Annotated in this window: 24 protein-coding genes; 12 read left to right on the top strand and 12 right to left on the bottom strand. The window is 63.0% G+C overall.

Annotated features, from left to right (window positions below):
* Positions 1-61: 61 nt before the first annotated feature.
* From J8I87_RS10060 to J8I87_RS10030, 7 genes are all read right to left on the bottom strand, one after another.
* Positions 62-2,317 (bottom strand): TonB-dependent siderophore receptor, encoded by a 2,256-nt coding sequence (locus J8I87_RS10060; protein WP_209931310.1) that lies wholly within the window; start codon positions 2,315-2,317, stop codon positions 62-64.
* A gap of 335 nt (positions 2,318-2,652) precedes the next feature.
* Positions 2,653-4,395, bottom strand: a complete 1,743-nt coding sequence (locus J8I87_RS10055; RefSeq protein ID WP_209931309.1) for an ABC transporter substrate-binding protein — start codon at positions 4,393-4,395, stop codon at positions 2,653-2,655.
* A gap of 86 nt (positions 4,396-4,481) precedes the next feature.
* The gene (locus tag J8I87_RS10050; RefSeq protein ID WP_209931308.1) at positions 4,482-4,763 is read right to left on the bottom strand and encodes a DUF2160 domain-containing protein; all 282 of its coding nucleotides are present in this window, start codon (positions 4,761-4,763) and stop codon (positions 4,482-4,484) included.
* Complete coding sequence (locus J8I87_RS10045; RefSeq protein WP_209931307.1) at positions 4,763-5,575, bottom strand: carbohydrate ABC transporter permease; 813 nt, start codon at positions 5,573-5,575, stop codon at positions 4,763-4,765. The genes J8I87_RS10050 and J8I87_RS10045 overlap by 1 nt, the downstream gene beginning before the upstream one ends.
* Positions 5,568-6,461: a carbohydrate ABC transporter permease gene (locus tag J8I87_RS10040; RefSeq protein WP_209931306.1), complete on the bottom strand. Its 894-nt coding sequence runs from the start codon at positions 6,459-6,461 to the stop codon at positions 5,568-5,570. Before J8I87_RS10040 ends, J8I87_RS10045 begins: the two co-directional genes overlap by 8 nt.
* Positions 6,458-7,567, bottom strand: a complete 1,110-nt coding sequence (locus J8I87_RS10035; protein ID WP_209931305.1) for an ABC transporter ATP-binding protein — start codon at positions 7,565-7,567, stop codon at positions 6,458-6,460. The genes J8I87_RS10040 and J8I87_RS10035 overlap by 4 nt, the downstream gene beginning before the upstream one ends.
* Positions 7,554-8,666: an ABC transporter ATP-binding protein gene (locus J8I87_RS10030; RefSeq protein WP_209931304.1), complete on the bottom strand. Its 1,113-nt coding sequence runs from the start codon at positions 8,664-8,666 to the stop codon at positions 7,554-7,556. Before J8I87_RS10030 ends, J8I87_RS10035 begins: the two co-directional genes overlap by 14 nt.
* A gap of 982 nt (positions 8,667-9,648) precedes the next feature.
* Between J8I87_RS10030 and J8I87_RS10025 the strand changes: the two genes are divergently transcribed.
* The 3 genes from J8I87_RS10025 to J8I87_RS10015 all read left to right on the top strand — a co-directional run bounded on the left by J8I87_RS10025 (position 9,649) and on the right by J8I87_RS10015 (position 12,420).
* Positions 9,649-11,043: an FAD-binding oxidoreductase gene (locus J8I87_RS10025; RefSeq protein ID WP_209931303.1), complete on the top strand. Its 1,395-nt coding sequence runs from the start codon at positions 9,649-9,651 to the stop codon at positions 11,041-11,043.
* 213 nt (positions 11,044-11,256) lie between these two features.
* Positions 11,257-12,102, top strand: coding sequence for a DMT family transporter (locus tag J8I87_RS10020; protein WP_209931302.1), 846 nt, complete (start codon positions 11,257-11,259; stop codon positions 12,100-12,102).
* A 54-nt stretch (positions 12,103-12,156) separates the two neighbouring features.
* The gene (locus J8I87_RS10015; protein WP_409518741.1) at positions 12,157-12,420 is read left to right on the top strand and encodes a hypothetical protein; all 264 of its coding nucleotides are present in this window, start codon (positions 12,157-12,159) and stop codon (positions 12,418-12,420) included.
* A 251-nt stretch (positions 12,421-12,671) separates the two neighbouring features.
* Here the strand turns inward: J8I87_RS10015 and J8I87_RS10010 are convergent, their stop codons facing one another.
* On the bottom strand, positions 12,672-13,100 hold the full coding sequence (locus J8I87_RS10010) for a molybdopterin-binding protein (RefSeq protein ID WP_209931301.1): 429 nt from the start codon (positions 13,098-13,100) through the stop codon (positions 12,672-12,674).
* Between the two features lie 214 nt (positions 13,101-13,314).
* Here J8I87_RS10010 and J8I87_RS10005 point away from each other — a divergent pair, with 214 nt between their 5' ends.
* From J8I87_RS10005 to J8I87_RS09990, 4 genes are all read left to right on the top strand, one after another.
* Entirely contained in the window at positions 13,315-13,704 is a 390-nt protein-coding gene (locus tag J8I87_RS10005) for a DUF3022 domain-containing protein (RefSeq protein WP_209931300.1), read from the top strand.
* Between the two features lie 308 nt (positions 13,705-14,012).
* Positions 14,013-14,717, top strand: coding sequence for a YceH family protein (locus tag J8I87_RS10000; RefSeq protein WP_209931299.1), 705 nt, complete (start codon positions 14,013-14,015; stop codon positions 14,715-14,717).
* A 138-nt stretch (positions 14,718-14,855) separates the two neighbouring features.
* Entirely contained in the window at positions 14,856-15,095 is a 240-nt protein-coding gene (locus J8I87_RS09995) for a hypothetical protein (RefSeq protein ID WP_209931298.1), read from the top strand.
* A 242-nt stretch (positions 15,096-15,337) separates the two neighbouring features.
* Positions 15,338-16,237 (top strand): M23 family metallopeptidase, encoded by a 900-nt coding sequence (locus J8I87_RS09990; RefSeq protein WP_209931297.1) that lies wholly within the window; start codon positions 15,338-15,340, stop codon positions 16,235-16,237.
* Between the two features lie 76 nt (positions 16,238-16,313).
* Here J8I87_RS09990 and grxC read toward each other — a convergent pair whose 3' ends face one another.
* From grxC to J8I87_RS09975, 3 genes are all read right to left on the bottom strand, one after another.
* Positions 16,314-16,580 (bottom strand): glutaredoxin 3, encoded by a 267-nt coding sequence (grxC, locus tag J8I87_RS09985; RefSeq protein WP_209931296.1) that lies wholly within the window; start codon positions 16,578-16,580, stop codon positions 16,314-16,316.
* Positions 16,581-16,606: 26 nt separating this feature from the next.
* Positions 16,607-16,948, bottom strand: a complete 342-nt coding sequence (locus tag J8I87_RS09980) for a DUF4148 domain-containing protein (protein WP_209931295.1) — start codon at positions 16,946-16,948, stop codon at positions 16,607-16,609.
* A gap of 254 nt (positions 16,949-17,202) precedes the next feature.
* Positions 17,203-18,195 carry an AraC family transcriptional regulator gene (locus J8I87_RS09975; RefSeq protein WP_209931294.1) on the bottom strand — a complete coding sequence of 331 codons (993 nt, stop codon included), beginning with the start codon at positions 18,193-18,195 and terminating at the stop codon, positions 17,203-17,205.
* A 163-nt stretch (positions 18,196-18,358) separates the two neighbouring features.
* On the opposite strand from J8I87_RS09975, the gene J8I87_RS09970 reads away from it, so the two are divergent.
* The gene (locus J8I87_RS09970) at positions 18,359-19,753 is read left to right on the top strand and encodes a dihydrolipoyl dehydrogenase (protein WP_209931293.1); all 1,395 of its coding nucleotides are present in this window, start codon (positions 18,359-18,361) and stop codon (positions 19,751-19,753) included.
* Positions 19,754-19,945: 192 nt separating this feature from the next.
* Here the strand turns inward: J8I87_RS09970 and J8I87_RS09965 are convergent, their stop codons facing one another.
* Positions 19,946-20,869: a LysR family transcriptional regulator gene (locus J8I87_RS09965; protein ID WP_209931292.1), complete on the bottom strand. Its 924-nt coding sequence runs from the start codon at positions 20,867-20,869 to the stop codon at positions 19,946-19,948.
* Between the two features lie 160 nt (positions 20,870-21,029).
* Here J8I87_RS09965 and benA point away from each other — a divergent pair, with 160 nt between their 5' ends.
* The 4 genes from benA (at position 21,030) to J8I87_RS09945 (ending at position 24,797) form a co-directional block, all read left to right on the top strand.
* Positions 21,030-22,415, top strand: coding sequence for a benzoate 1,2-dioxygenase large subunit (gene benA, locus J8I87_RS09960; protein ID WP_209931291.1), 1,386 nt, complete (start codon positions 21,030-21,032; stop codon positions 22,413-22,415).
* Positions 22,412-22,915: a benzoate 1,2-dioxygenase small subunit gene (gene benB, locus J8I87_RS09955; protein WP_209931290.1), complete on the top strand. Its 504-nt coding sequence runs from the start codon at positions 22,412-22,414 to the stop codon at positions 22,913-22,915. The genes benA and benB overlap by 4 nt, the downstream gene beginning before the upstream one ends.
* 74 nt (positions 22,916-22,989) lie before the next feature.
* Positions 22,990-24,012 carry a benzoate 1,2-dioxygenase electron transfer component BenC gene (gene benC, locus J8I87_RS09950; protein ID WP_209931289.1) on the top strand — a complete coding sequence of 341 codons (1,023 nt, stop codon included), beginning with the start codon at positions 22,990-22,992 and terminating at the stop codon, positions 24,010-24,012.
* Between the two features lie 5 nt (positions 24,013-24,017).
* Positions 24,018-24,797 carry a 1,6-dihydroxycyclohexa-2,4-diene-1-carboxylate dehydrogenase gene (locus J8I87_RS09945; protein WP_209931288.1) on the top strand — a complete coding sequence of 260 codons (780 nt, stop codon included), beginning with the start codon at positions 24,018-24,020 and terminating at the stop codon, positions 24,795-24,797.
* The last annotated feature ends 18 nt before the right edge of the window (positions 24,798-24,815 follow it).

The raw sequence follows: 24,815 nt of genomic DNA, 5'->3' as shown, positions 1-24,815 counted from the left end.
CTGCATGCGTTGCTTCATGCAAGAAGGCGCGCGGGATGTCGTGGGCTATCGCTTGCGGCGATCAGAAGAAGCGATAGTTTAACGTCGCGATGAACGTACGGCCGTAACCCGGCACCGCGCGTCCGCCGTCGGACGGAATCAGCGCGTCGTAATAGTTCTTGTCCGTCAGGTTCCACACGTTGAACTGGATGTCATAGCGCTTCGCGTGATACGCGGCCATCGCATCCCAGCGCGTATAGCCGCCGACCTGCACGAAGTTGTTGTTCGCCGCATAGCGCGACGACACGTAGCTCGGGCCGCCGCCTATTTCCCAGTGCGGCGTGAACGCGTATGTGGTCCACAGCGTCACCGTGTTGCGCGGCGTATTCGCGGGCACCTTGCCTTGCGTGCCATCGAACGCCTTCAGGATCTCGCCGTCCATGTACGTGTAGCCGCCGAACACCTGCCACTTGTTCGTGATGTGGCCCGCGAGTCCGAGCTGATAGCCGCGCACACGGATATCGCCGTCGAGCGTATAGGTGCCATCGGGATTCAGCGTGCGCGCGTTCGTCTTCTCGATGTTGAACAGCGATTGCGTGACGGACAGGCCGCCGCCGAGCAGATCCCACTTCGAGCCGACTTCGTACGACCTGTTGTGCTCGGGCGGCAGGTTCTGCTGGCCGTTGGTCAGCGTCAGCGCTTCGAGCGACGGATCGAACGACGTGCCATACGACACGTAGTACGACTGCCAGTCGGCCGGCTGCCAGATGATGCCGCCGCGCACGCTGGTGAAGTAGTTGGTCTGCGTCGCGTACCTCGGCATGTTGATCGTATTCTTGATCGACGCCTCGTAACGGTCCCAGCGCACGCCGCCAACCACTTTCCAGTGCTGGCCGATCGACACCGTGTCGTTCACATAGACGCCCACGCCATTCGCGCTCGATTCGGCAAGATTGGTCGCTACTTCCTTCACGTTCGACGGCCGCGGCGTGTACGGCGGATCGATGAGCGGCACGACGCCGATCGTGTTCGACGGCAAACCCGGCGAAGTCGCGGTGAAACTCTGGTTGCTATATGTTTCGTGACTCAGGTCGAGACCCGTGATGACGTCGTGCTTGAGCGGCCCCGTGTCGAACTTCGCCTCGAGATCCGTCGAGTTGTAGACAGAGTGATCGTTGATGTTGCGGTCCTTGCCTTGCAGCTTGACGAACAGTTGCGACGGATCGAGCTTCGTGAAGTTGCCGCTGGAAAGCGCTGGCGACGTGGCGAGCGGTCCTGTCAGCACCGATGCCGGGTTGGTCGCGCGCGCTTCGGTGCTGTAGTGGCTGAACTGCGTCTGGTTGCGCAGGATCAGGTTGTCGTCGAAGCGGTGCTTGATGCGCGCGCTGAACGTCTGCACGTCCTGAATCGTGCGGTCGTCGGTGTAGCCGTAGAACGTGCCGCGATTGACGGGTGCGGGATGGCCGTTCAATGGCGGCACGCCGTAGTCGGGCTGGTCGCGGTTGTGCTGGATCAGCGCGGACAGCGTGATTTCCGTCGGTGTGCCGATACCGAACTTCACTTCGGGCGCGACGCCATAGTCCTTGTTCTTCATCACGTCGCGCGACGAGCCGAGGCTCTGGCCGAATGCGTTGATGCGGAACGCGGAGGTATCGGTGATCGGCGTATCGAGGTCGACGGTCGTGCGGTAGCGGTCGTGCGTGCCCGCCTGCACGGAGACGTCGGCGCGCTTTTTCAGCGTCGGCTCCTTGCTGACCTGGTTGATCACGCCTCCCGTCGAGCCGCGTCCGAAGTACAGCGACGACGGACCGTACAGCACGTCGATCGACTCGAGGTTGAACGTGTCGCGATAGTACTGGCCGCGATCGCGGAAGCCGTCGAGATAGATGTCGGTGCGTGCCGAGAAGCCGCGCAGGTTGATGTTGTTGCCGATCTGCCCGCCTTCCGCGCCGCCGATCGTGATGCCGGGCACGTTACGCAATGCATCCGAAAACGAGCCCACCGCCTGCGATTGCAGCACTGCCTTGGGCACCACCGTGACAGCCTGCGGAATGTCGCGCAACAGCGTCGGCACTTTGGCGCCGACGCTCGACGTGTCCGGCTGGAAGTCGCCGGCGCTGTCGGCCTGGCTCGTCACCTTGACGGCGGGCAGCGTGCCATTTTCGGAGGTCTGGTTCGTAGAAGGCTGGCTGGCGGAGGGCTGGCTGGCGGGAGATGTCGACGAGTCTGCCTGGGCGATTTGTGCTGCCACAGCGGTGGCAGGCATGGTCGTTTGAGCGTAGAGCGGCGTCGCAAACACGGCCATGACGGCCGCTGCGAGTGGCGTAGTTCGGTACATCGCGATTCCCTGTCGTTGTAACTGATTGTTCTTCGTGCAACGGGCTGGCAACGCCCGTCCGGTTCGCGCGTGGACGCGAACCGCTCCGCCGAGAGCCTGAGTTCCCCCGGCCAGCCCATCTAAATGAGAATCGGTATCATTACATGAACGGTAATGGTTCGCAATAACCCGACAAACATTGTGTGGTCATTGCACGTCACGCTTGCGTTCCAGAAGTCTTTGGGATCTGTGCAATGGAAAGATGCACAGCAATGACCGCTTCTAGTCGATAAAAAAGCGGGCGATGTCTTTCGACACCGCCCGCCTGAACCTTCCCGATTTTCCGCTTTAAACGTCTAGCGCACCTTGCCCGCCTTCCACGCCGCGAGCAACTGGTCGTATTTGACGGTCTCGCCCTTTGGCTTTTCGTTCGCGAGTTTCTTCCACGGCGCATGCTGATCGGAGAGCCACTTCGACGGATCGCTTTCCGGATTCAACTGCGGCGCGCACGCCTTCATGCCGGCGCGCTGCAAGCGGCCCAACACCTGGTCCATTTCTTTCGCGAGATTGTCCATCGCGGCTTGCGGTGTCTTCTCGCCCGCAGCGGCCGTCGCGACGTTCTTCCACCAGAGCTGCGCCATCTTCGGATAGTCAGGCACGTTGTTGCCCGTCGGCGTCCACGCGACACGCGCCGGGCTGCGATAGAACTCGATCAGGCCGCCGTACTTGTCCGCGTTCTTCGTGAAGTAATCGCTATGAATGTCTGAGTCGCGAATAAACGTGAGACCCACAATCGACTTCTTCAACGACACGGACTTCGACGTCACGAATTGCGCGTAAAGCCATGCGGCTGCGCGCTGATTCGCGGGCGTCGACTTGAAGAAAGTCCACGAGCCGACGTCCTGATAGCCGTTCTGCATCCCGTCCTTCCAGTACGGGCCATGCGGTGACGGCGCCATGCGCCACTTCGGCGTGCCATCCGGATTCGTTACGTTACCTGGCTTGAGCATCGACGCCGTGAACGCGGTGTACCAGAAGATCTGCTGCGCGATCTTGCCTTGCGCGGGAACGGGGCCCGCCTCGCTGAACGTCATGCCGGACGCTTCAGGCGGCGCATATTTCTTCAGCCAGTCGACGTACTTGGTGGTCGCGAAAACCGCGGCCGGGCTGTTCGTGCCGCCGCCGCGGGACACGGAAGCACCGACGGGATGACAACCGTCCGGCGTCACGCGAATGCCCCACTCGTCGACGGGCATGCCGTTCGGAATGCCCTTGTCCGCTTCGCCCGCCATCGACAGCCATGCGTCGGTGAAGCGCCATCCGAGCGACGGGTCTTTCTTGCCGTAGTCCATATGGCCGAAGACTTTTTCGCCGTCGATCGTCTTGACCTCGTTCGTAAAAAAGTCGGCGATGTCTTCATACGCGGACCAGTTCACCGGCACGCCGAGATCGTAGCCATACTTGGCCTTGAACTTGTCCTGCAGATCCTTGCGCGCGAACCAGTCGGCGCGGAACCAATAGAGGTTCGCGAACTGCTGGTCGGGCAACTGATAGAGCTTCTTGTCGGGCGCAGTCGTAAAGCTCGTGCCGATAAAGTCTTTGATGTCGAGGCCCGGATTCGTGTATTCCTTGCCCTCGCCCGCCATGTAATCGGACAGCGGCATGATCACGCCGTAACGATAGTGCGTGCCGATAAGGTCCGAATCGGAGATCCAGCCGTCGTAAATGCTTTGGCCCGATTGCATCGACGTTTGCAGTTTTTCGACGACATCGCCTTCCTGAATGATGTCGTGCTTGACCTGTATGCCCGTAATTTCGGTGAATGCTTTTGCAAGCGTCTTCGATTCATACATATGCGTGTCGATCGTTTCCGACACCACATGAATCTCCTTGACGCCTTGCGACTTGAGCTTCGCAGACGTGTCGATGAACCATTTCATTTCATCCATCTGCTGCTGTTTCGTCAGCGTGCTCGGCTGGAATTCGCTATCAACCCATTTCTGCGCCTCGGGCATACCCGCCAGCGCAGCGTGATTCGCACAAGCCCCCGCGACCACTCCTGCCACTGCGAGCGCGACGATCCGTCTCCTGTGTTGCATGGTCTTCTCCTGTGTCTGCCCACCCCTTTTGGATCATCAGCCGATTGCCGCCCGGGGCATCAACGGAACCGGTTTGTTCTTACGCTTTATCCCTTCCACATGATCGCGAGCAGCACGAGAACGGATGCAGCAAAGCCCGGCCACGCGCTCGCGCCCTCGCCGCTGATCGCGATCCACGCGAGATTCACATAGGCCGCCGTCAGCAGCCCGATGAAGAGCCGGTCGCCGCGCGTCGTTGCAATGGGCAGAAAGCCTTTGCGCTCGATGGTCGGCATGCGCATTTCCCATAACGTCATGCCCGCGAGCATCACGACGACGCAGCCAAAGAAGATCGCGACTTCGGGTGTCCAGTACATCCATGTGAACATCACACTCTCCCCATCGCAAAGCCTTTAGCGATGTAGTTGCGCACGAAGTAGATGACGAGCGCGCCGGGAATGATCGTCAGCACGCCCGCCGCTGACAGCACGCCCCAATCCATGCCCGCCGCCGACACGGTGCGCGTCATCACAGCCGCAATGGGCTTTGCATTGACCGTGGTGAGCGTGCGCGCGAGCAGCAGCTCGACCCAGCTGAACATGAAGCAGAAGAACGCCGTCACGCCGACACCGGACTTGATCAATGGCAGGAAGATCTTGATGAAGAAGGTAGGGAACGAATAGCCGTCGATATAGGCGGTCTCGTCGATTTCGCGCGACACGCCGGACATGAAGCCTTCCAGTATCCACACCGCGAGCGGCACGTTGAACAGCATGTGCGCGAGCGCGACGGCAACATAGGTGTCCATCAACCCGACGCTCGAATAGAGCTGAAAGAACGGCAACAGGAAAACGGCGGGCGGCGTCATCCGGTTGGTGAGCAGCCAGAAGAACATGTGCTTGTCGCCGAGAAAGCGATAGCGCGAGAACGCGTACGCGGCCGGCAATGCGACGAGCACCGACATCACCGTATTCATCAGCACGTAGACGATCGAATTGATGTAGCCCCAGTACCACGAAGGGTCGGTGAAGATCACCTTGTAGTTGTCGAACGTCACATGCTGCGGCCATGTGGCGAATGCCGACATGGTTTCTTCGTTCGTGCGCAGCGAAATCGACAGCATCCAGTACAGCGGAATCAGCGCGAACGCGATATAGACGATCAATACGAGCGCGCGTATCCAGCGGCGGTTGTCACGCATTGTCTTCTCCCGTCGTGGCAGGACCGCCCTTGCCGACGCGCTCCATCCAGTTGTACAGGATGAAGCAAAGCAAAAGGATGATCAGGAAGTAGATCAGCGAGAATGCAGCCGCAGGCCCGAGATCGAATTGACCGACGGCCTTTTGCGTAAGGTACTGGCTCAGGAATGTCGTCGAGTCGCCGGGTCCGCCGCCCGTCAATACGAACGGCTCGGTATAGATCATGAAGCTGTCCATGAAGCGCAACAGCACTGCGATCATCAGCACGCCGCGCATCTTTGGCAACTCGATATGGCGAAACACCGCAAAGCGGCTAGCACCGTCGATTTCCGCAGCCTGGTAGAACGCATCGGGAATCGCGCGCAAGCCCGCATAGCAGAGCAATGCGACGAGCGGCGTCCAGTGCCAGATATCCATGACGAGCACGGTCACCCACGCGTCGGTGGGGCTCGCCGTGTAGTTGTAGTCGAATCCCAGACGATTGAGCCCGTAGCCAAGCAGGCCGATATCGGGCCGGCCGAAAATCTGCCATATCGTGCCGACGACATTCCATGGAATGAGCAGCGGCATCGCGAGCACGACGAGCGCCGCCGACGCGCGCCAGCCGGATGCCGGCATTGCGAGCGCGAGACCGACGCCAAGTGGAATCTCGAACAGCAGCACGCAAGCCGAGAAGATGATTTGCCGGCCTAGTGCGCCGCGCAGATCCGGATCGGTCATGATGTTGCGAAACCATTCGGTGCCGACGAACACATGCTGCGTCGGACTGATGATGTCCTGCACTGAATAGTTGACGACGGTCATCAGCGGCAAAATCGCCGAGAACGCGACGCAAATGAACACGGGCACGACCAGCAGCCACGCCTTCTGATTGAGCGGCTTGTTCATCGCGCGCCTCCTGCGGCACGGACCGCGATGCGTTCGTCGTTATTGAAGAAGACCGTCTCGGGCGCCGCGAGACGCAGCCACACGGGTCCATCCACCACGCGCAGATGCGGGTCCATCTTTGCGTTGAACACATGGCCTTCGCAATCCGCCGTGACGAGCTGGTAGTTGCCGAGCTGCTGCGCGCGCGTGACTTGCGCCTTGACGGCGCCCGCTTCGCCGTCGTTGGCGAGCCGCACGAATTCCGGCCGGATGCCGAGCTTGAGGTCGCCATTCGTGCTCTTGAGCGTCGCAAGCGTGTTCGCGTCGACGGCAACACGCTGCGAGCCCAGCTTGATCCCGTTTTCATCGAGACTCACGGGACACAGGTTCATCCCCGGACTGCCGATGAAATAGCCGACGAACGCATGATCGGGCCTGAGGAACAACGCTTCCGGACCGCCCTTTTGCACGACTCGCCCATTCGTCATCACGACGACTTCATCGGCGAACGTCAATGCTTCCACCTGGTCGTGCGTCACGTAGATCAGCGTGAGCTTCAACTGTTGATGGATTTTCTTGAGCTGGCGCCGCAGCATCCACTTCATATGCGGATCGATGACGGTCAGCGGCTCGTCGAACAGGATCGCCGCGACGTCCTTGCGCACGAGTCCGCGGCCAAGCGAGATCTTCTGCTTCGCATCCGCCGACAGATTGCTCGCCTTGCGCGGCAGTTCGCGCGCCATGTCGAGAATGTCGGCGACTTCATGCACACGCGTGCGCACTTCGGCCGCGGGGAGCCCGCGATTGCGCAGCGGAAAGGCGAGATTATCGAACACCGTCATCGTGTCGTAGATCACGGGGAACTGAAACACTTGCGCGATGTTGCGTTCGCGCGCACTTTGCGCAGTGACGTCGCGCCCATTGAACAGCACTTTGCCTTCCGATGGCTTCAGCAAGCCCGACACGATATTGAGCAATGTCGACTTGCCGCAGCCCGACGGGCCGAGCAGCGCATAAGCGCCACCGTCTTCCCATACCATGCTCATCGGCTGCAACGCGTAGTCGTCAAGCGATGCGGGATTCGGGCGATACGCATGCCCGAGATTCTGAAACTCAATGCGCGCCATACGCCACCTCCTGCACCTTTGGACGCGCGACAAGATTCGTATCCGCGCCGAACACGAACAGTTCGTCGGGATCGATATATACGTCGAGCTGCGTGCCGAGTTCGATTTGATGCACACCTTGCAATTGCGCGATGAGGTCGATGCCGCCTTGACGCGTATGCAAATGCAGGTAAGTTTCGGAGCCGCTCAGTTCGGCGAGTTCGAGCACGCAAGGCACGGCAATCGAATGCGCATTGCGCGGCGCAAGCCGCAGATGACCCGGCCGGATGCCGATGCGGCACGCACCCGTGCCGACGGCGGCGGCCGCCGCGCGGCGCACGGGCACATCGAAGCCGATGGGCAAACGCGCGTCGCCGTTCTCGAGCAGCTCGCTCGTCAGCATGTTCATCGGCGGATCGTTGAAGACGGCTGCCACATCGACGTTGGCGGGCGCGTTGTACACGTCGAGCGTCGGCCCGAACTGCAGCACGCGCCCCTTGTCGACGACAGCCGTATAGCCGCCGAGCAGCAACGCTTCGAGCGGTTCCGTCGTCGCATAGACAACCGTCGTCTTGCCGTCCGAAAAGAGCGTCGTGAGTTCGGCGCGCAGTTCCTCGCGCAGCTTGTAGTCGAGATTCACGAGCGGCTCGTCTAGCAGCACGAGCGACGTGCGCTTGACGAGCGCTCGCGCCAGCGCGCAGCGCTGCTGCTGGCCGCCCGACAACTCGCCGGGCCGCCGCTCGAGCAGATGATCGATATGCAGCTTCGCCGCGACTTCATGGACGCGGCGGCGGATTTCGGCGGGTTCTGTCTTTTGCAGCTTCAGCGGCGACGCGATGTTGTCGAACACCGTCATCGCCGGATAATTGATGAACTGCTGATAGACCATTGCGAGGTTGCGCTGACGCACGCTCACCCCCGTCACATCCTGGCCGTCCGCGAGCACGCGCCCGGACGTGGGCCTGTCGAGCCCTGCCATGACGCGCATCAACGTGGTCTTGCCTGCCTGAGTGGGACCCAGCAGCACATTGATCGCCCCCGGGACGAGACGCAGATCGACGCCGTACAGATGCGTCAGCCCGCCCGAAACGACGGTGACCCGCTCCAGTTCCAAGACCAAATTGCTCTCCTTTGTTCGATGCTTCTGATGCAGCTTCGCTTTGTTGTGCTTGTTCTTTGTTCAACCGCGGCTTCGATGCAAATGCAGATGCTTGGGATACGGCTGTAGCAATGATTCAAATGCGGCGTCCGCGCATGCCGGACGGCACGATGCGCGGGCACCGTTCGCTGACGAGAGGCAGGGCAAGGGATAGCGCTGCGAAAGCGCCGGAAATGCTGTTGTCGATCCATTGTCCCGATAGTTTTTTTATTCGGGTACTTCAAAACCAGGCCTAGCGCCGATGTTCAAAAAGGAAATCAAAACAACAGCAACAATGTTCTCTTTTGTTCGTTTACGTTTAAATCGGGGTTAACCATACAAAACACGGACAACCACCATCTACTGTACTTACAGACAGTAGAACAATCTATTACGCACTGACGCCTGTTTGCTTACATAAGGCAAGTTGACGGTCAGCGTAGCAGAAGAAAGACTGAGCACCTGATTTGCCGCGCCCGGAACCGCCAGCCCGGATACTGGAACGGGAAAAATGCGTTAAGCGCGGAATCTCGACCCGCGCTCATCCGTTTGTGCAATCGAGGTAAAGAGGCAACAAGGAGGCAACGAGATCGTTGATGTCGCGTTGGTGATCGAAAGCGTTGGTGCGCGCATGCGAAAAGCCCTGATGTGTTGGGATCGCAACGACACATGACAATGCGGATTCCCGTCGACATCGCTCGCTTACCCGTGCGCAGCAGGCAACGGACTATTCACGAAGCGCTCCATCCGTGAGCTTGCACAGAAAGTGCCTTGTTTTGCGGAGTCTTCGTGATGAGCGGGCCGCTGCGCACGTCTTTTGACGAAGCATCGACGGATGCGGGTATACGTTAATTTGTACGCGCCAAACCGCCCCGTTTACTGAGGAAAGCCAGGTGGTCCGAACTACTTTGATCAGACATGATCGAGGGGGGCGGGCATTGTTCATTTGTACCGGAGGTGTAGCATGGCGAATCTCACCAGCAGTGCAATCGATGAATTCAAAGCTCTCACGCGAGGCCAGGTTGTATTGCCCGGCGATCCATCATTCGATGAAGCGCGCAGCATCTGGAACGGCATGATCGACCGTCGCCCCGCCATCATCGTTCGCTGCGCGGGCACCGCCGATGTACGGCGCGCGGTCAATTTCGCGCGCGACAACAACCTGCTGCTTGCCGTGCGCGGAGGCGGCCACAATATCGCGGGCAGCGGGGTCTGCGACGACGGCATGCTGATCGATCTGTCGCAGATGAAGTCGGCGCGCATCGATCCCGCCACGCGCCGCGCTTACGTCGAGCCGGGCTGTCTGCTGCGCGACTTCGATCATGAAGCGCAGGCTTTCGGGCTCGCCACACCGCTCGGCATCAATTCGACAACAGGTGTCGCGGGCCTCACGCTCGGCGGCGGCTTTGGCTGGATCAGCCGTCGTTTCGGCATGACGGTGGACAACCTGATATCGGCGGACATCGTCACCGCCGATGGCGAATTGCTGCGCTGTAGCGCCGATCAGCACGAAGATCTGTTCTGGGCGATTCGCGGCGGCGGCGGAAACTTCGGCGTCGTCACGATGTTCGAGTTCCAGTTGCACCCCGTCGGCCCTGAAGTCTACGGCGGACTCGTCGTGCTGCCGATAGACCAGGCGCGCGATGCGCTCATCAAGTACCGCGCGGCGTTCGAAACATGGCCGGACGAACTGACCGTCTGGGCCGTCGCCCGCTTCGCGCCGCCGCTGCCGTTCCTGCCCGCCGACGTGCACGGCAAGCCGATCATCGCGTTCGCGGTCTGCTATACGGGGCCCGTTGAAAATGGGCCGAACGTGGTCGACGAGGTGCGCAAGTTCGGCACGCCCTATGGCGAACACCTCGGGCCGATGCCGTTCACCGCATGGCAACAGGCATTCGATCCGCTGCTGACGCCGGGCGCGCGCAACTACTGGAAGTCGCACAATCTGGCGAAGCTCGAAGACGGCATGATCGACGCATTCCTCGATGCAATCGGCAATCTGCCGTCGCCGCAGTGCGAGATCTTCTTCGGCGCGATTGGCGGGCAGACGATGCGCGTCGCCCCCGACGCGATGGCCTATTCGAATCGCGACGCCAAGTACGTGATGAACGTGCACGGCCGCTGGACGGAAGCCGCCGATGACGAGCGCTGCATCGCGTGGGCCCGCGCGTTCTTCGACGCATCGGCACCCTTCGCGCTCGGCAGCGTGTACGTGAACTTCATGACGGAAGAAGAAGCCCCGCGGGTGGGGGCTGCATATGGACCGAACTATCAGCGGCTCGTGGCCGTGAAGGACCGCTACGATCCGCAGAATCTGTTCCGCCACAACCAGAACATCAAGCCGTCCACGATGGCCTGAGTGCCGCGCTCGCACGCGTGCGTCGCCATCGGACGACGCGTGCAGGCGCAACGCGCAATGCCGGATAGCCGCCGTTTTATCCTGCTATCCGGCATTGCCGTTTCGATCCACCACCTCGATACACGCACGTTGCACTGCGCGATTTGCGCGTGTATCACCCGACTTCAACGAATCGTGCGCACGCCAGGCACCGTCCTTCTCACCCAGCGAGCCATGCCGCGCATGCGCATCGCGTTGCTGACGATCGCCGCGATGTTCGCATTTGCGGGCAATTCGTTGCTGTGCCGCGTCGCGCTGAAAGGCACGACCATCGACCCCGCCACATTCACGACGACGCGCGTCATCTCGGCGGCCATCGTGTTGTGGATCATTCTTCGCGTACGCGGCATGTCACGGCCCATCGCCGGCAACTGGGCTTCCGCGTTCGCGCTGTTCGTCTATGCGGCGGCGTTTTCGTTCGCGTATGTATCGCTGGCTGCGGGCACGGGCGCGCTACTGCTGTTCGGCGCGGTTCAGGCGACGATGATCGGCTACGGGCTCGCGCGCGGGGAGCACTTGCGCGCGCTTCAATGGATTGGCCTCGCCTGCGCGCTCGCGGGACTCGTCGGGCTCGTGCTGCCTGGTCTCAGCGCGCCGCCGCCACTCGCATCGCTGCTGATGCTGTGCGCGGGCATCGCGTGGGGCGTCTATTCGTTGCGCGGAAAGCGCAGCAACGCCGATCCGACGGCCACGACCGCGGGCAACTTTATCCGCGCGATCCCGTTCGCCGTGGCCGTCAGCATCGTCGCGGCCGCCCACATGTCGACCGACAGGATCGGCCTGCTCTTTGCAATGCTTTCCGGCGCGGCGACGTCGGGCCTCGGCTATGTGATCTGGTACGCCGCGTTGAAGGAACTCAAGGCGGCCACGGCCGCAACCGTCCAGCTGAGCGTGCCGCTGATCGCGGCGATCGGCGGCATCGTGCTGCTCGGCGAGCCGCTGACTGCACGCCTCGCCGTAAGCTCGGCCGCGATCCTGGGCGGCATCGCGCTCGTCGTTGCGCGCCGCCGAAATGCCTGAACCGATCCCCTCGTCGCTTCGACCCGAAGGGCGCTGCAAGCCGAAGCGAGCGCGATGGAGCGCACGCTTCAGACGCCCGCAGACGGCGTCGCCGGACGCGCCGCTGATTCGCTCGCCATCCTGCGGGATGCGCGCATCGTGTATGTCGGCGGGCGGCCCGGTTCGAACGCTGCTATCAGGCAGATCGTCGAATCTGTGGGCGGCGAGATGACGGCGCACGATGGCGGCATCGAAGACCGCAAAGGCCTGCTCGCGGCTGCGTTGCCGCGCGCGGACAGGGTCGTGTTCCCGCCGGTTGCATCGACTACGACTCGATGAAGAACACGCTCAAGCGTATCTGCGAGGCGGCCAGTTCGCCCGGTATCCGCTGCGCACCGCGAGCGTCGCGAGTTTCGTCGATATCCATCGTCCCTTCTCCCGCTCGACGCAAGGCCCGCGCGACACATCCGCCGTGCGATATATCGGTAGAGATGTCACGCGGCGCGGCGCCCGTTTGCCGAAGGGACAAGCGGCGTGAAGCTCATATCGCACGGCTTATGGCCGTCGGGGGCGCGGCCCGCGCCGCGCCCTTACTGATCGACGCCGACGATCACGCTCGAAGCCTTGAAGATCGCCGCAGCCGGCTTGCCGGCCGCGAGGCCGAGCCGGTCGGCGCTGTCGTTGGTGATGATCGCCGCGATCTGCACGCCGCCCGCCGCCGAGATGACGACCTCGCTGTTGACGGCGCCCCGCGTCACCGACACGACCGTGCCGGCGAGACAGTTGCGCGCCGACACCTTGCTGCTGTCGGCGTCGACTATCACGATCACCGACGACGCCTTCACCAGCGCAAACGCCGGCTTGCCCGCCGCGAGGCCGAGCGATGCCGCGCTGCCATGCGTGATGACGGCGACGATATCGACGCCCTGCTGCGTGCGCAACGTGACTTCGTCATTGACGGCGCCGGTCTTGACCGCGCTGACCTGGCCGATGAAATGATTGCGGGCGCTTGTACGCATGGCGATGGCTCCTTCGGGTTTTCCCTTTGTTGGGATTGTTCGTCGACGGGAAACCGCAGTGTACCTCCGGCGCATGACAGCCAGCCGTGCGCTCTCCCCTTTGGCGCTTCAAGCGGCGCCAGCGCGCGCGCCGCGCTGCAACACGCCCTGGCACTCCGGATGCTCGCCATGCATGTTTTCGGCAGCAATCACCTTGCATGGGAGAGGGGCAGCCATGAACACAATTGGTTTGTCGCAGCGCATAGAGGAAATCGAACTCGCGCTCGTCCGCATGTTCGAGTCGCCGAAGGCGCCGACCGTCAGCGCGTACCAGGAAGGCGGGACCACGTATCTGACGCTGTCGTGGGTGATCGGGACGGGCCGCGACACGACACTCGACGCGCGCTGCGTGGCGACGCTCAAGCTCGATGACGGCCAGATCGACCGCTACGCCGCACTCGACACGGCCAAACGCCGCATCGTGCAGGACCGTCTGAGGGATCTCGTCAGGCAGCACGTCGACGCGATGAGAGCGCAGCCGGGATCGGCGGAGAACTGCTCCGTCGAACTCGACGCCGACGACGCCGTCTTCGACGTGCCCGACGAGCCGTACGATCGCCTGTAGCGCCCGCCGCCGCGCGAAAACGCCGGAACGCCCGGAGCGCTGGACGCGGCGGCGCGAATGGGTGCGATGCGGTGCGATGAGGTGCGACGGTACGCGACGCGAATCGGACGCGAATCGGACGCGAATCGGACGCGAATCGGACGCGAATCGGACGCGGATCGGACGCGAACGGCACGGGGATCGGCCGCACGCCGGGACCGGTCATGCACAACTTTGGGTGCCGCCGCCGGGGCAATGGATTATGCTAACGCGCGAGCCGCTGCGCTCGCGCCGTCGCGCACGCGGCCGCCAACCCGAGTCTATTGCCCATGAATTCGACCCCCGACGCTTCCCCGCGCCCTCCCATGCGCTCGCTCACGCCGCTCGAAGCGCGCGTGCTGGGCGTGCTGTTCGAAAAGCAGCACACCGTACCCGACACTTACCCGCTGTCGCTCAATTCGCTCGCGGCGGGCTGCAACCAGAAGACCTCGCGCTCACCCGTGATGAACGTCAGCGAAACCGAGATTCTCGACGCGATCAACAGCCTGAAACGCTTGTCGCTTGTGCTCGAAGGCAGCAGCAGCCGGGTGCCGCGCTTCGAGCACAACATGGAGCGCGTGCTCGGCCTGCCGCGCCAGTCCGCCGCGCTCCTGACGGCGCTGCTGTTGCGCGGTCCGCAGACGGCCGCCGAACTGCGGCTCGCGACTGCGCGGCTGCATGCGTTCGCCGACACATCGTCAGTCGAAGCGTTTCTCGAAGAGCTTGCCGACAATGATCCGCCGCGCGTCGTCAAGCTAGCGCGCACGCCCGGCGAACGCGAAAGCCGCTGGATGCATCTGCTGTGCGGCGAGCCCGCGCCCGAGCTGCTTCGCGGTGCGGCGCTCGCCGACGAACCGCTGCCGCCGGGCGAACTCGAAGCCCTGCGCGCGCAGCAGCGCGAGCTGAGCGAGCGCGTCGAGCGGCTCGAAGCGCTCGTCACGCGTCTCGCGGGCGAGCTCGGCGTATCGCTCGACGATCAGCAGAACCCGTTGTAGACGGCGGCAGACAACTGTCCCGATCGCCTCACAGTTCGCCGTCGAGCGGCAGCAGGCGCGGCATTCGACACGCGGCCGCACAGGCCGCACGCTGCGTCGCGTGCGGCAGACTCATGCAGCAGTCGCGAAAGGAAACGCATGTTCGTCGTGTATTGGCTCGAAGCAGGAGGTTCGTCGGCGCAAAGCGCTCGCTTCGCGCGTTTCGGCGACAATCAGATGACGCAAGCGCTGGCCTTCACGGAAGCGCTGCGCAAAAAGCAGGCAGCCGGCGAAGACGTCAGTTTCGTCACGCTTTGCAGCGAGAATCCGCACTCCGTCGGCAAGGCGGGCGCATCCGACCCGCCCGCCGGCTACGTTTGGAAAAAGCGCCGCTCATGATCGCGGCCGGGTTTGCCGCGACCCCGCCGCCCCCGCCCCCGCCCCCGCCCCCGCCCCCGCCCCCGCCCCGCAACGCTACACAACAAAAGCGCACTCATCAAAAGCAGAAAAGCGAAGCGCTGTAAAACGTTCAGGATTGCGGAAACATCCGTCAACGCCTCGCGTCCGACTCCCGTTCAACCCGGTTGGGCAGCGGGCCGACCTCGCCCGCAAACCGGCCGAACCACGAGAGGAAGACCACGATGAGACCGACGCAATCGAATCGCCCCGCACATCTGTTGCGGGCTGCGTGCCTTGCCGCATTGCTGGCGATGGGCGGTTGCGTGTCGCTGCCCTGGCAGATGGCCCCCGAAGACCGCTCGCTCACGCATCCGACGCAAGCGGCAGCAACATCCGTGCAACAGGCTCCCCACGCGGCCGCCAGTTCCGACAAGCCGCTGCCGCCCGTGAAGGACGGCTACTATCGCGTGAAGCCCGGCGATACGCTCTATCGCATCGCGACGGCCCATGGCCAGCGCAGTGACGACATCGTCAAATGGAACAATCTCACGGACGCAAACCACATCGAAACGGGCGGCATGCTGCGCGTCGTGCCGCCGCCCGATGCAACCGCGGATGGCAAGGCTGCATCGACGCCGCCCACCGCGCCAGCCGCGTCGAAAGCATCGGCGAAACGCGATGCCGCCAGCGACGCGAACGCCAAAACCGCCAAACAGGACAATCAGGACAATCAGGACAAGGACGACCGCGGCAAAGCCGCCGACAACGGCAAGTCCCGCTTCGGCTGGCCTGCGCGCGGCACGCTGAGCGCCGTCTACGGCCAGGGTAAATCGAAGGGGATCGTGATCGCGGCCAGGGCGGGCGACCCGGTGAAGGCCGCCGCGCCCGGCCGCGTCGTGTTCGCGGGCGATGGCGGCAAGCCCTATGGCAAGCTCATCGTCATCAAGCACGACAACGACCTCGTCACCGCATACAGCCACAATCGCACATTGCTCGTCAAGGAAGGCACGACCGTCCGGCGCGGTGAAACAATCGCCGAAATGGCGGAAACCGGGCGCGGCGACGGCTCGCTGCGCTTCGAAGTCCGCAAAAACGGCAAGCCCGTCGACCCCGCGCCGTATCTGCCGCGCGTCGGTTCGTGACTGGCGCGCCATCGTGCGCCAGGCCGCGAACGGCGCAGCGCCGTTCGCGGCTCATGCTTCGAAACGACGCCGTGCTTTAGCGCACTGCATTCGCTGCGAGCAGCGGGTCCAGACGGCCCGCTGTTTCGAGTGCATTCAGATCGTCGAAGCCGCCGACGTGCGTTTCACCGACGAAGATCTGCGGCACCGTGCGCCGTCCCGTGCGCTCGATCAGCGCGAGCGCCGTAGTGCGATCGTTCTGCACGTTGATTTCCTTGTACGACAGACCCTTGTTCGTGAGTAGCGCCTTGGCGGCGTGACAATACGGGCAGGTCGGCGTCGTGTAGATCGTAATGGCGGACATGTCATCTCCTTGTTGAAAACGTTGCGTTAGTGACCACGATAGATGTCGTCGGATGCGAGCGACCCGCTCGCGAGCGACCGGGCGCGCGTCGCACGGAAGCCCGAAGCAAGGCTGCCGTTCGTCGACGGACCATACGACCCGGCAACCGTGTCATGCGAGTAATGAAACACGTGCGGCGCGACGGCGGGGTGGTTCGCGGATTCCGGGTAGCTGGTGTCGCTTTGCGCATACTGGCCGGACTGTTCGGCGGCGATGAGCTCGGCGTGAAGCTGGGCGCGCGTCGACCCCGACGGCGACGTTTGAGCGTGGCCGGCAAGCGGCAGTCCCAGCGCAGCCGCTATGACGAGCGCTTGATAAACGCGATTCATGGTGTGCACCTTCGAGAAGAGTTGCCGTCGGCGACGGGATGGCTCAACTGTAGGTGCAGCGACGCCCGCCCGGGAATGTCGGCGCGTCTCACGAAGATGCCTGATCGGCTCACCGGTTGCTGGCGCAACGGAACGGGCGCATCACGCGCAAAGCTCACGAGTGCGGCCAACGCCTTGCGTGACAAGGGTTTCGGCGCGATGCGCAGGCGCCGTGCGAACGCACGGCACGGGTGCCGCACGTTTTCTGAAACTCTCTATTTCGCTTCTTCGGCAGACAGTTCCTGCAGGTCTTGCACGGCCTGCGTGTGGCCGCCCGACGCGCGCCAGCGTGCGGGCGTGACGCCGATCTGCTTCTTGAACACACGCTGGAACGCCGCTTCCGACTGATAGCCGACCATCTCGCCGATATCGCCGACGGGCGTCGTCGATTCGAGCAGCGCGCGGCCCGCGATCGTCATCCGGACTTCCGTGAGCACGTCCGTGGCGGAGCGTCCGATCGCTTCCTGGAACTGCCGCACGAAGGTCGCGCGCGACATGTTGCACAGCGCGGCGAACTGGTCGAGCGTCCACGGCTTGCCGGGCGCCTCGAACATCGCCGACACGGCCGCCTGCAAGCGCGGACGCCCGGCCAGCGCCAGCATGCCATGAGGCGGCTGCGCCGCTTCGCTCGCGAAACGCAGCGTCAGCGCGAATAGCGCCGCCGACAGATGGTTGACGAGCGTCTCGCTGCCGGGGCATTCGTCCATCGCTTCTTCGCGCATCAGCTCGATCAGACGCGCGAGCCGCGAGCCGGCGACGCTCGCCGCGGCCTCGCCGTTGGACTGCGCGTGCGCGCTGCTGCGCACCACCAGCCGCGACGGCAAATGGTCGCGCAGCAGCCTGTCGGGCACCGCGCCGAGCAGAAAGCGGCCGCACAGGACGTCGGCGGATTCGCCCGTGCCGTGGTTCTCCGCGACCGTCAGCGTGATGTTGCGCCGCTTGGTGGCGGGAACGGGCTGCGCGCCGCTGCCGTCGTGAATGCGATGCGGGCTGCCCGTCGGAAACACGATGATGTCGCCCGCCCCAAGCTCCTCGGGCGGCCCGCTGCCGTCTTCGAGCACCGCGCGCCCCGACAGCAGCACGTGATACGGAATCTCGCGCACGCCCGCGGGACCTTCGTCGATCGCCCACGGCGCGCCGAAATGACAGCGGACATCGACCCGCCCGCTCACGGGCATCAGCGACAGAAAGCGGCTTAGCAGATCCATTTGAGCCGAATGAGCATGTTTTCGAATCGTTCGGGGATTAGCACGCCGGGCCTTGAACCGTACAGTGGCAACCGTGCAATGCAAACCGATTCTACTGGACGGCAGCGGCAAGTGCGGCACAGGTGACTGATTCCGCCACCCGCCCGTCCGAGCGAGGAACATCATGAAGACGCTTGATATCGACGTTGCTGTGATCGGCGCGGGCAGTGCCGGTCTGCCAGCTTTTCGGGCCGCGAAGGCCGCGGGTGCGAGTGTCGTGCTGATCGAAGGCGGCGCTTACGGAACGACGTGTGCGCGCGTCGGCTGTATGCCTTCGAAGCTGCTGATCGCGGCCGCCGAAGCCGCGCACGCGGCGCGCAGCACGGCGCCGTTCGGCGTGCATGTCGATGGCGCCGTGCGTATCGACGGACGCGAAGTGATGGCGCGCGTCAAGGGCGAGCGGGACCGCTTCGTGGGGTTCGTCGTCGAATCGACGGAAAGCATTCCGGCCGAAGAGCGGCTGATTGGCTACGCGCAGTTCATCGACGACAACGTGCTGCAAGTCGGCGACCATACCCGCGTGCACGCGAAGAGCATCGTGATCGCGACGGGTTCGTCGCCGTACATGCCGCCGATGTACCAGGCGCTCGGCGACCGCGCGATCATCAACGACGACGTGTTCGCATGGAACGACCTGCCGCGCAAGGTCGCCGTGATCGGCGCGGGCGTGATTGGCCTCGAACTCGGCCAGGCGCTCGCATGGCTCGGCGTCGATGTGACGATGCTCGGCGCGCGCGGCCGCGTCGGTCCGTTGAGCGACCCCGCCATCAAGGACTACGCTCGCAGCGTGTTCAGCGATTCATTCCATTTCGAGCCGCATGCGCAAGTCGAAGCGGCTGCGCGCGAAGGCGATAGCGTGCATCTGCGCTATCGCGACAGCGCGGGCGAACTGCGCGAAGACACGTTCGACTACGTGCTGGTCACGGCCGGCCGCCGGCCGAACGTCGACAAGCTCGCGCTGCACAACACGACGCTCGAACTGGATGCGCATGGCGTGCCCGTGTTCGATCCGCTGACGCTGCAGGCGGGCCGGCATCCCGTGTTCGTCGCGGGCGATGCGAACAATGTGCTGCCGCTGCTGCACGAAGCCGCCGACGAAGGCCGCGCCGCGGGCAACAACGCCGCGCACTACCCGGACGTGAAGCCGTTCACGCGCCGTGCGCCGATTTCGGTGGTGTTCTCCGAGCCGGGCATCGCGATGGTCGGTGCGCGCCACGCGGACCTCGCGGCCGGTTCGTTCGTGACGGGTGAAGTGAGCTTCGAAGACCAGGGCCGCAGCCGCGTGATGCTGCGCAATCGCGGACTGATGCACGTGTACGTGGACAAGGCGTCGCGCCGGTTCGTTGGCGCCGAATGGATCGGGCCGGACGCCGAACATATCGCGCACCTGCTGTCATGGGCGCTGCAGATGAACCTCACCGTCGATGCGATGCTGGAGATGCCGTTCTATCACCCCGTCGTCGAAGAAGGGTTGCGCACGGCGCTGCGTGATGCGGCGGCACGTTTGCCGAAGGGTTGAAGAGCACACGGCCTCGCCATATATCGAGCAGTAGCAAGCGTTGCCCGGCCATTTCCGCCTGAAAGCGGCGGTGGTTCCGGGCTGCTTGCAAGCCTCGCGGCCCGTTCTGTGATGAAGCCCCGATGAACGAGCCCGCGCCTGCTGCTGACGCTGCGCCGTTGCGCGCCGAAAGCACATCGTCACGCGCCGTCGTCACGCGCCCTCGTCATGAGGCGGCAAATACTCCATGTGCTCTTCCTCATACAGCGCGTAGATCATTTCCAGCATTTGCGTGAGATCCTCGGACTCATCGAGCAAGCGCATGCTCATGATGATGGGCGACACCAGATTCGCGTCGTCGAGTTCTTTATAGCTGACGTCGTCGCGCTTGAGGCCGTACACGCTGCCCGGCACCACCGACAGCCCCTCGCCCATCGCAACCAGTCCCAGCGCGATCTGCAGCTCTCGCGTTTCGTAGATGCGTCGGGGCTCGAGCCCGCGATCGCGGAACGCGGCCAGCACCTGGTCCGCGTAGCTCGGACGCGGCGCCTTCGGAAAAATGATCAGCGTGTCGTTGACGAGATCGTGCAGCGACAGCACCGGCTGCTGTTCCGACAACGGATGCCCGACGGGCAGCGCGACGATCATCCGCTCCTCGCGCAGCACGATCCGCTTGATGCTCGCGTCCTCGTGACGGATGCGCCCGAAGCCCACGTCGATCACGCCTTCCTTGAGCGCCTTGATCTGATCCATCGTCGACATTTCGTGCAGCGTCAGCTCGACGGCGGGATGTTCGTTGCGAAAGCGCCGGATGATTTTGGGCAGCATCCCATATAGCGTCGAGCCGACGAATCCCACTGAAAGGCTGCGCTCGATCTTGCCGACACGCCGCGTCATCGATTCGAGCTCCGCAGTTTGCGCGAGCAACTGCACCGCATGCGAATAGAAGAAGCGCCCTGTATCCGTCAGTTCGACGGGCCGTGAATTGCGCACGAAGAGCTGCACGCCGAGCAGGTCTTCGAGCTGCTGCATCTGGCGGCTCAGCGGCGGCTGCGCGATATGCAACCGCTGCGCGGCACGCGTGAAGTTGCGCTCCTCGGCCACGGCGACGAAATAGCGCAGATGGCGCAGCTCCATGACGATACCCCTTGGATATTGAACTGATACTAAATCAGTGTTGGACGCGCCATATGTGCGGCAACTACTCTTCACTCAACCGCAGCGCCCCCACAAATTATACCTTTCGGGTACAAAACCGAGCGACGGGCAAGCGCCGGCATCGAACAGGAGACATCCGATGATCCCCATTTACCCGGACCGCAGTCCGAAGCTCAAGCATATCGACGACTACCTGGTCGAAGACGAGGCGCGCGGTGACTATCGCCTGCACCGCAGCGCGTTCACCGACGACGCGCTGTTCGAACTTGAAATGCAGCACATCTTCGAGGGCAACTGGATCTATCTCGCGCACGAAAGCCAGATTCCGTCGAACAACGACTACTTCACGACGACGATGGGCCGTCAGCCCGTCGTCATCACCCGCAACCGCCAGGGCGAACTCAATGCGCTCGTCAATTCGTGCACACATCGCGGCGCGGTGCTGTGCCGCCACAAGCGCGGCAACAAGGCGACCTTCACGTGTCCGTTTCACGGCTGGACCTTCAATAACAGCGGCAAGCTGCTGAAGGTGAAAGACCCGGAAGGCGCGGGCTATCCCGAGTGCTTCAATCACGAAGGCTCGCACGATCTGAAGAAAGTCGCGCGCTTCGAAAGCTACCGCGGCTTTCTGTTCGGCAGCCTCAATCCCGATGTGAAGCCGCTCACCGAGTACCTGGGCGAAGCGGCGCGCATCATCGACATGATCGTCGACCAGTCCGATGAAGGACTCGAAGTGCTGCGCGGCTCGTCCACGTATACGTATGAAGGCAACTGGAAGCTGACGGCGGAAAACGGCGCGGACGGCTATCACGTGTCGGCCGTGCACTGGAACTACGCGGCGACGACCAATCATCGGAAGGAACAGAACGAGCGCGAAGACAAGATCCGGGCGATGGACGCAGGCGGCTGGGGCCGCCAGGGCGGCGGCTTCTACGCATTCGAGCATGGCCACATGCTGCTGTGGTCGCGCTGGGCAAATCCCGAAGACCGGCCCAACTTCAATCGGCGCGATGAGTTCGCCGCGCGCTGCGGCAGCGAAACAGCGGACTGGATGATCCAGAACTCGCGCAATCTGTGCCTCTATCCGAACGTGTACCTGATGGATCAGTTCGGCTCGCAGATCCGCGTGCTCAAGCCGCTGTCGGTGAACAAGACGGAAGTGACGATCTATTGCATCGCGCCGAAAGGCGAATCCGACGAAGCGCGCGCACGCCGCATTCGCCAATACGAAGACTTCTTCAACGCGAGCGGCATGGCGACGCCCGACGATCTCGAAGAATTCCGCGCGTGCCAGCAAGGCTATGCCGCGCGCTCCGTCGAATGGAACGACATGTGCCGCGGGTCGACGCACTGGATCGAAGGCGCGGACGAAGCCGCAACGAAGATCGGCCTCAAGCCGCTCTTGAGCGGCGTGAAGACGGAAGACGAAGGGCTCTATACGATCCAGCACCGCTATTGGGTAGAGACGATCCGCAACGCGCTCGCAAGGGAAACGCAAGCCGGCACGCAAAGGAGCGCAGCATGAGCACGATCGCCATTACGCCGACGCTCGCCGACATCCAGGCCTTCCTTTACCGCGAAAGCCGCCTGCTCGACGATGAGCAATGGGATGAGTGGATCACCTGTTATCACCCGGACGCCGTCTTCTGGATGCCGTCATGGGACGACACGGACAAATTGATCACCGACCCGCAGCGCGAAATCTCGCTGATCTACTACCCGAACCGTCAGGGCCTCGAAGACCGTGTGTTCCGCATCAAGACCGAGCGTTCGAGCGCGACGATCCCCGATACGCGCACGAGCCACAACATCAGCAACGTGGAACTCGAACGCCACGACGATGGTGTCTGCACGGTGCGCTTCAACTGGCACACGCTGAGCCATCGTTACAAGACCAACTACACCTACTTCGGCATGTCGCGCTATGTGATCGATTTCAACGGCGAGACGCCGCAGATCCTGAACAAGTACGTCGTCTTGAAGAACGACTACATCAATCAGGTCATCGACATCTATCACATCTGAGATCACATCCGAGCGCGCAACCGCGCGTCATGCGCGCGCCCACGCACGCAGCACCCGGAAGTCAGGAGCAGTTCATGGAACACCGCATTGCACTTCAGTTCGAAGACGGCGTCACGCGCTTCATCACGTGCCGCGAAAACGAGACGCTGTCGGACGCAGCCTATCGTCAGAAGATCAACATTCCCCTCGATTGCCGCGACGGCGCATGCGGCACGTGCCGCGGTTTTTGCGAATCGGGCACGTACGACCTGCCCGAATCGAGCTACATCGAAGATGCGCTGACGCCCGAAGATGCCGCGCAAGGCTATGTGCTCGCATGTCAGACGCGCCCGCGCTCCGACTGCGTGATCCGCGTGCCCGCTTCGTCCGCTGCGTGCAAGACAGGTGTCGCGCGTCATGAAGGCACGCTCGCGAACGTGCAGAAGCTCTCCGACTCGACGATAGAGTTTTCGATCGACGTCGATGCACCCGACCAGCTCTCGTTCCTTGCGGGCCAGTACGTGAATGTCGAAGTGCCGGGCAGCGAGCTGTCGCGCTCGTACTCGTTCAGCTCCGCGCCGGGGGAATCGCGTGTGTCCTTTGTCGTGCGCAACGTGCCCGAAGGCAAGATGAGCACGTATCTGAGCCAGCACGCGCAGGCGGGGCAGCGCGTCGCGTTCTCCGGCCCTTACGGCGCGTTCTATCTGCGCGAGACGGCGCGCCCCGTGCTGTTTCTCGCGGGCGGCACGGGAATCGCGCCGTTTCTTTCGATGCTCGACGTGCTCGCCGCCAAAGACAATGGCGAGCAGCCAGTGCGCATGGTGTACGGCGTGACGAACGACATCGATCTCGTCGCGCTACCGCAACTCGATGCCGCACAAGGCAAGTTGCCGAACTTCGAATACCGCACCTGTGTCGCCGATGCATCGAGCAGCCATCCGCTGAAAGGCTACGTGACGGCGCATGTCGATCCCGCATGGCTCAACGGCGGCGACGTGGATGTGTATCTATGCGGCCCCGTTGCGATGGTCGATGCTGTGCGCGGCTGGCTCGGCGAAATTGGCGTGACGCCTGCCAGCTTTCACTATGAAAAATTCTCTGCCACCAACGCGGCCTGACGATCATGAAACAACGCTTCGAAGGCAAAGTAGTCGTCGTGACGGGCGCGGCGCAGGGCATCGGACGTGGCGTCGCGATCGCGGCGGCACGGCAGGGCGCGACGGTCGTGCTATGCGATCGTTCGGACTTCGTGCATGAAGTCGCGGCGGAAATTTCCGCGCCGGGCGCACGCTGCATCGCCGTCACCGCCGATCTGGAAACCTGGGCAGGCGCCCGCAAGATGACGGACGCGGCGCTCGGCACGTTCGGCCGCATCGATGTGCTGATCAACAATGTCGGCGGGACGATCTGGGCGAAGCCGTATCAGGAATACGACGAAGCGCAGATCGAGGCCGAAGTGCGCCGCTCGCTCTTTCCGACCCTATGGTGCTGCCGCGCCGTGCTGCCCTCGATGATCGAGCACAGGCATGGCGTGATCGTCAACGTGTCGTCGATCGCGACGCGCAGCATTTATCGCGTGCCGTATGCGGCATCCAAGGGCGGTGTGAATGCATTGACGGCAAGTCTCGCGTTCGAGCATGCCGCCGATGGCATCCGCGTCAATGCCGTCGCGACAGGCGGCACAGAAGCACCGCCGCGGCGCGTGCCGCGCAACACCCATCAGCAGACGGAACAGGAAGCCATCTGGTATCAAGGCATCGTCGAGCAGACCAAGGCGACGAGCCTGATGCATCGCTATGGCACGATCGACGAACAGGTCGGTGCGATTCTCTTTCTCGCATCTGACGAAGCGTCGTACATCACGGGCACCGTATTGCCCGTTGGCGGCGGCGATCAGGGTTGATCGCATTTGGAGGCAAGG

It is taken from the genome of Paraburkholderia sp. LEh10, from assembly GCF_017814945.1.
Lineage (GTDB): Bacteria > Pseudomonadota > Gammaproteobacteria > Burkholderiales > Burkholderiaceae > Paraburkholderia.
Note: the sequence above shows the minus strand (reverse complement) of the source record. Positions and strands in the feature narration are given on the sequence as shown.

Coding starts and splice junctions, on each gene's coding strand:
- J8I87_RS10060 (WP_209931310.1), bottom strand. CDS start 2,317: ATGTACCGAACTACGCCACTCGCAGCGGCCGTCATGGCCGTGTTTGCG.
- J8I87_RS10055 (WP_209931309.1), bottom strand. CDS start 4,395: ATGCAACACAGGAGACGGATCGTCGCGCTCGCAGTGGCAGGAGTGGTC.
- J8I87_RS10050 (WP_209931308.1), bottom strand. CDS start 4,763: ATGTTCACATGGATGTACTGGACACCCGAAGTCGCGATCTTCTTTGGC.
- J8I87_RS10045 (WP_209931307.1), bottom strand. CDS start 5,575: ATGCGTGACAACCGCCGCTGGATACGCGCGCTCGTATTGATCGTCTAT.
- J8I87_RS10040 (WP_209931306.1), bottom strand. CDS start 6,461: ATGAACAAGCCGCTCAATCAGAAGGCGTGGCTGCTGGTCGTGCCCGTG.
- J8I87_RS10035 (WP_209931305.1), bottom strand. CDS start 7,567: ATGGCGCGCATTGAGTTTCAGAATCTCGGGCATGCGTATCGCCCGAAT.
- J8I87_RS10025 (WP_209931303.1), top strand. CDS start 9,649: ATGGCGAATCTCACCAGCAGTGCAATCGATGAATTCAAAGCTCTCACG.
- J8I87_RS10020 (WP_209931302.1), top strand. CDS start 11,257: ATGCCGCGCATGCGCATCGCGTTGCTGACGATCGCCGCGATGTTCGCA.
- J8I87_RS10015 (WP_409518741.1), top strand. CDS start 12,157: ATGGAGCGCACGCTTCAGACGCCCGCAGACGGCGTCGCCGGACGCGCC.
- J8I87_RS10010 (WP_209931301.1), bottom strand. CDS start 13,100: ATGCGTACAAGCGCCCGCAATCATTTCATCGGCCAGGTCAGCGCGGTC.
- J8I87_RS10005 (WP_209931300.1), top strand. CDS start 13,315: ATGAACACAATTGGTTTGTCGCAGCGCATAGAGGAAATCGAACTCGCG.
- J8I87_RS10000 (WP_209931299.1), top strand. CDS start 14,013: ATGAATTCGACCCCCGACGCTTCCCCGCGCCCTCCCATGCGCTCGCTC.
- J8I87_RS09995 (WP_209931298.1), top strand. CDS start 14,856: ATGTTCGTCGTGTATTGGCTCGAAGCAGGAGGTTCGTCGGCGCAAAGC.
- J8I87_RS09990 (WP_209931297.1), top strand. CDS start 15,338: ATGAGACCGACGCAATCGAATCGCCCCGCACATCTGTTGCGGGCTGCG.
- grxC (WP_209931296.1), bottom strand. CDS start 16,580: ATGTCCGCCATTACGATCTACACGACGCCGACCTGCCCGTATTGTCAC.
- J8I87_RS09980 (WP_209931295.1), bottom strand. CDS start 16,948: ATGAATCGCGTTTATCAAGCGCTCGTCATAGCGGCTGCGCTGGGACTG.
- J8I87_RS09975 (WP_209931294.1), bottom strand. CDS start 18,195: ATGGATCTGCTAAGCCGCTTTCTGTCGCTGATGCCCGTGAGCGGGCGG.
- J8I87_RS09970 (WP_209931293.1), top strand. CDS start 18,359: ATGAAGACGCTTGATATCGACGTTGCTGTGATCGGCGCGGGCAGTGCC.
- J8I87_RS09965 (WP_209931292.1), bottom strand. CDS start 20,869: ATGGAGCTGCGCCATCTGCGCTATTTCGTCGCCGTGGCCGAGGAGCGC.
- benA (WP_209931291.1), top strand. CDS start 21,030: ATGATCCCCATTTACCCGGACCGCAGTCCGAAGCTCAAGCATATCGAC.
- benB (WP_209931290.1), top strand. CDS start 22,412: ATGAGCACGATCGCCATTACGCCGACGCTCGCCGACATCCAGGCCTTC.
- benC (WP_209931289.1), top strand. CDS start 22,990: ATGGAACACCGCATTGCACTTCAGTTCGAAGACGGCGTCACGCGCTTC.
- J8I87_RS09945 (WP_209931288.1), top strand. CDS start 24,018: ATGAAACAACGCTTCGAAGGCAAAGTAGTCGTCGTGACGGGCGCGGCG.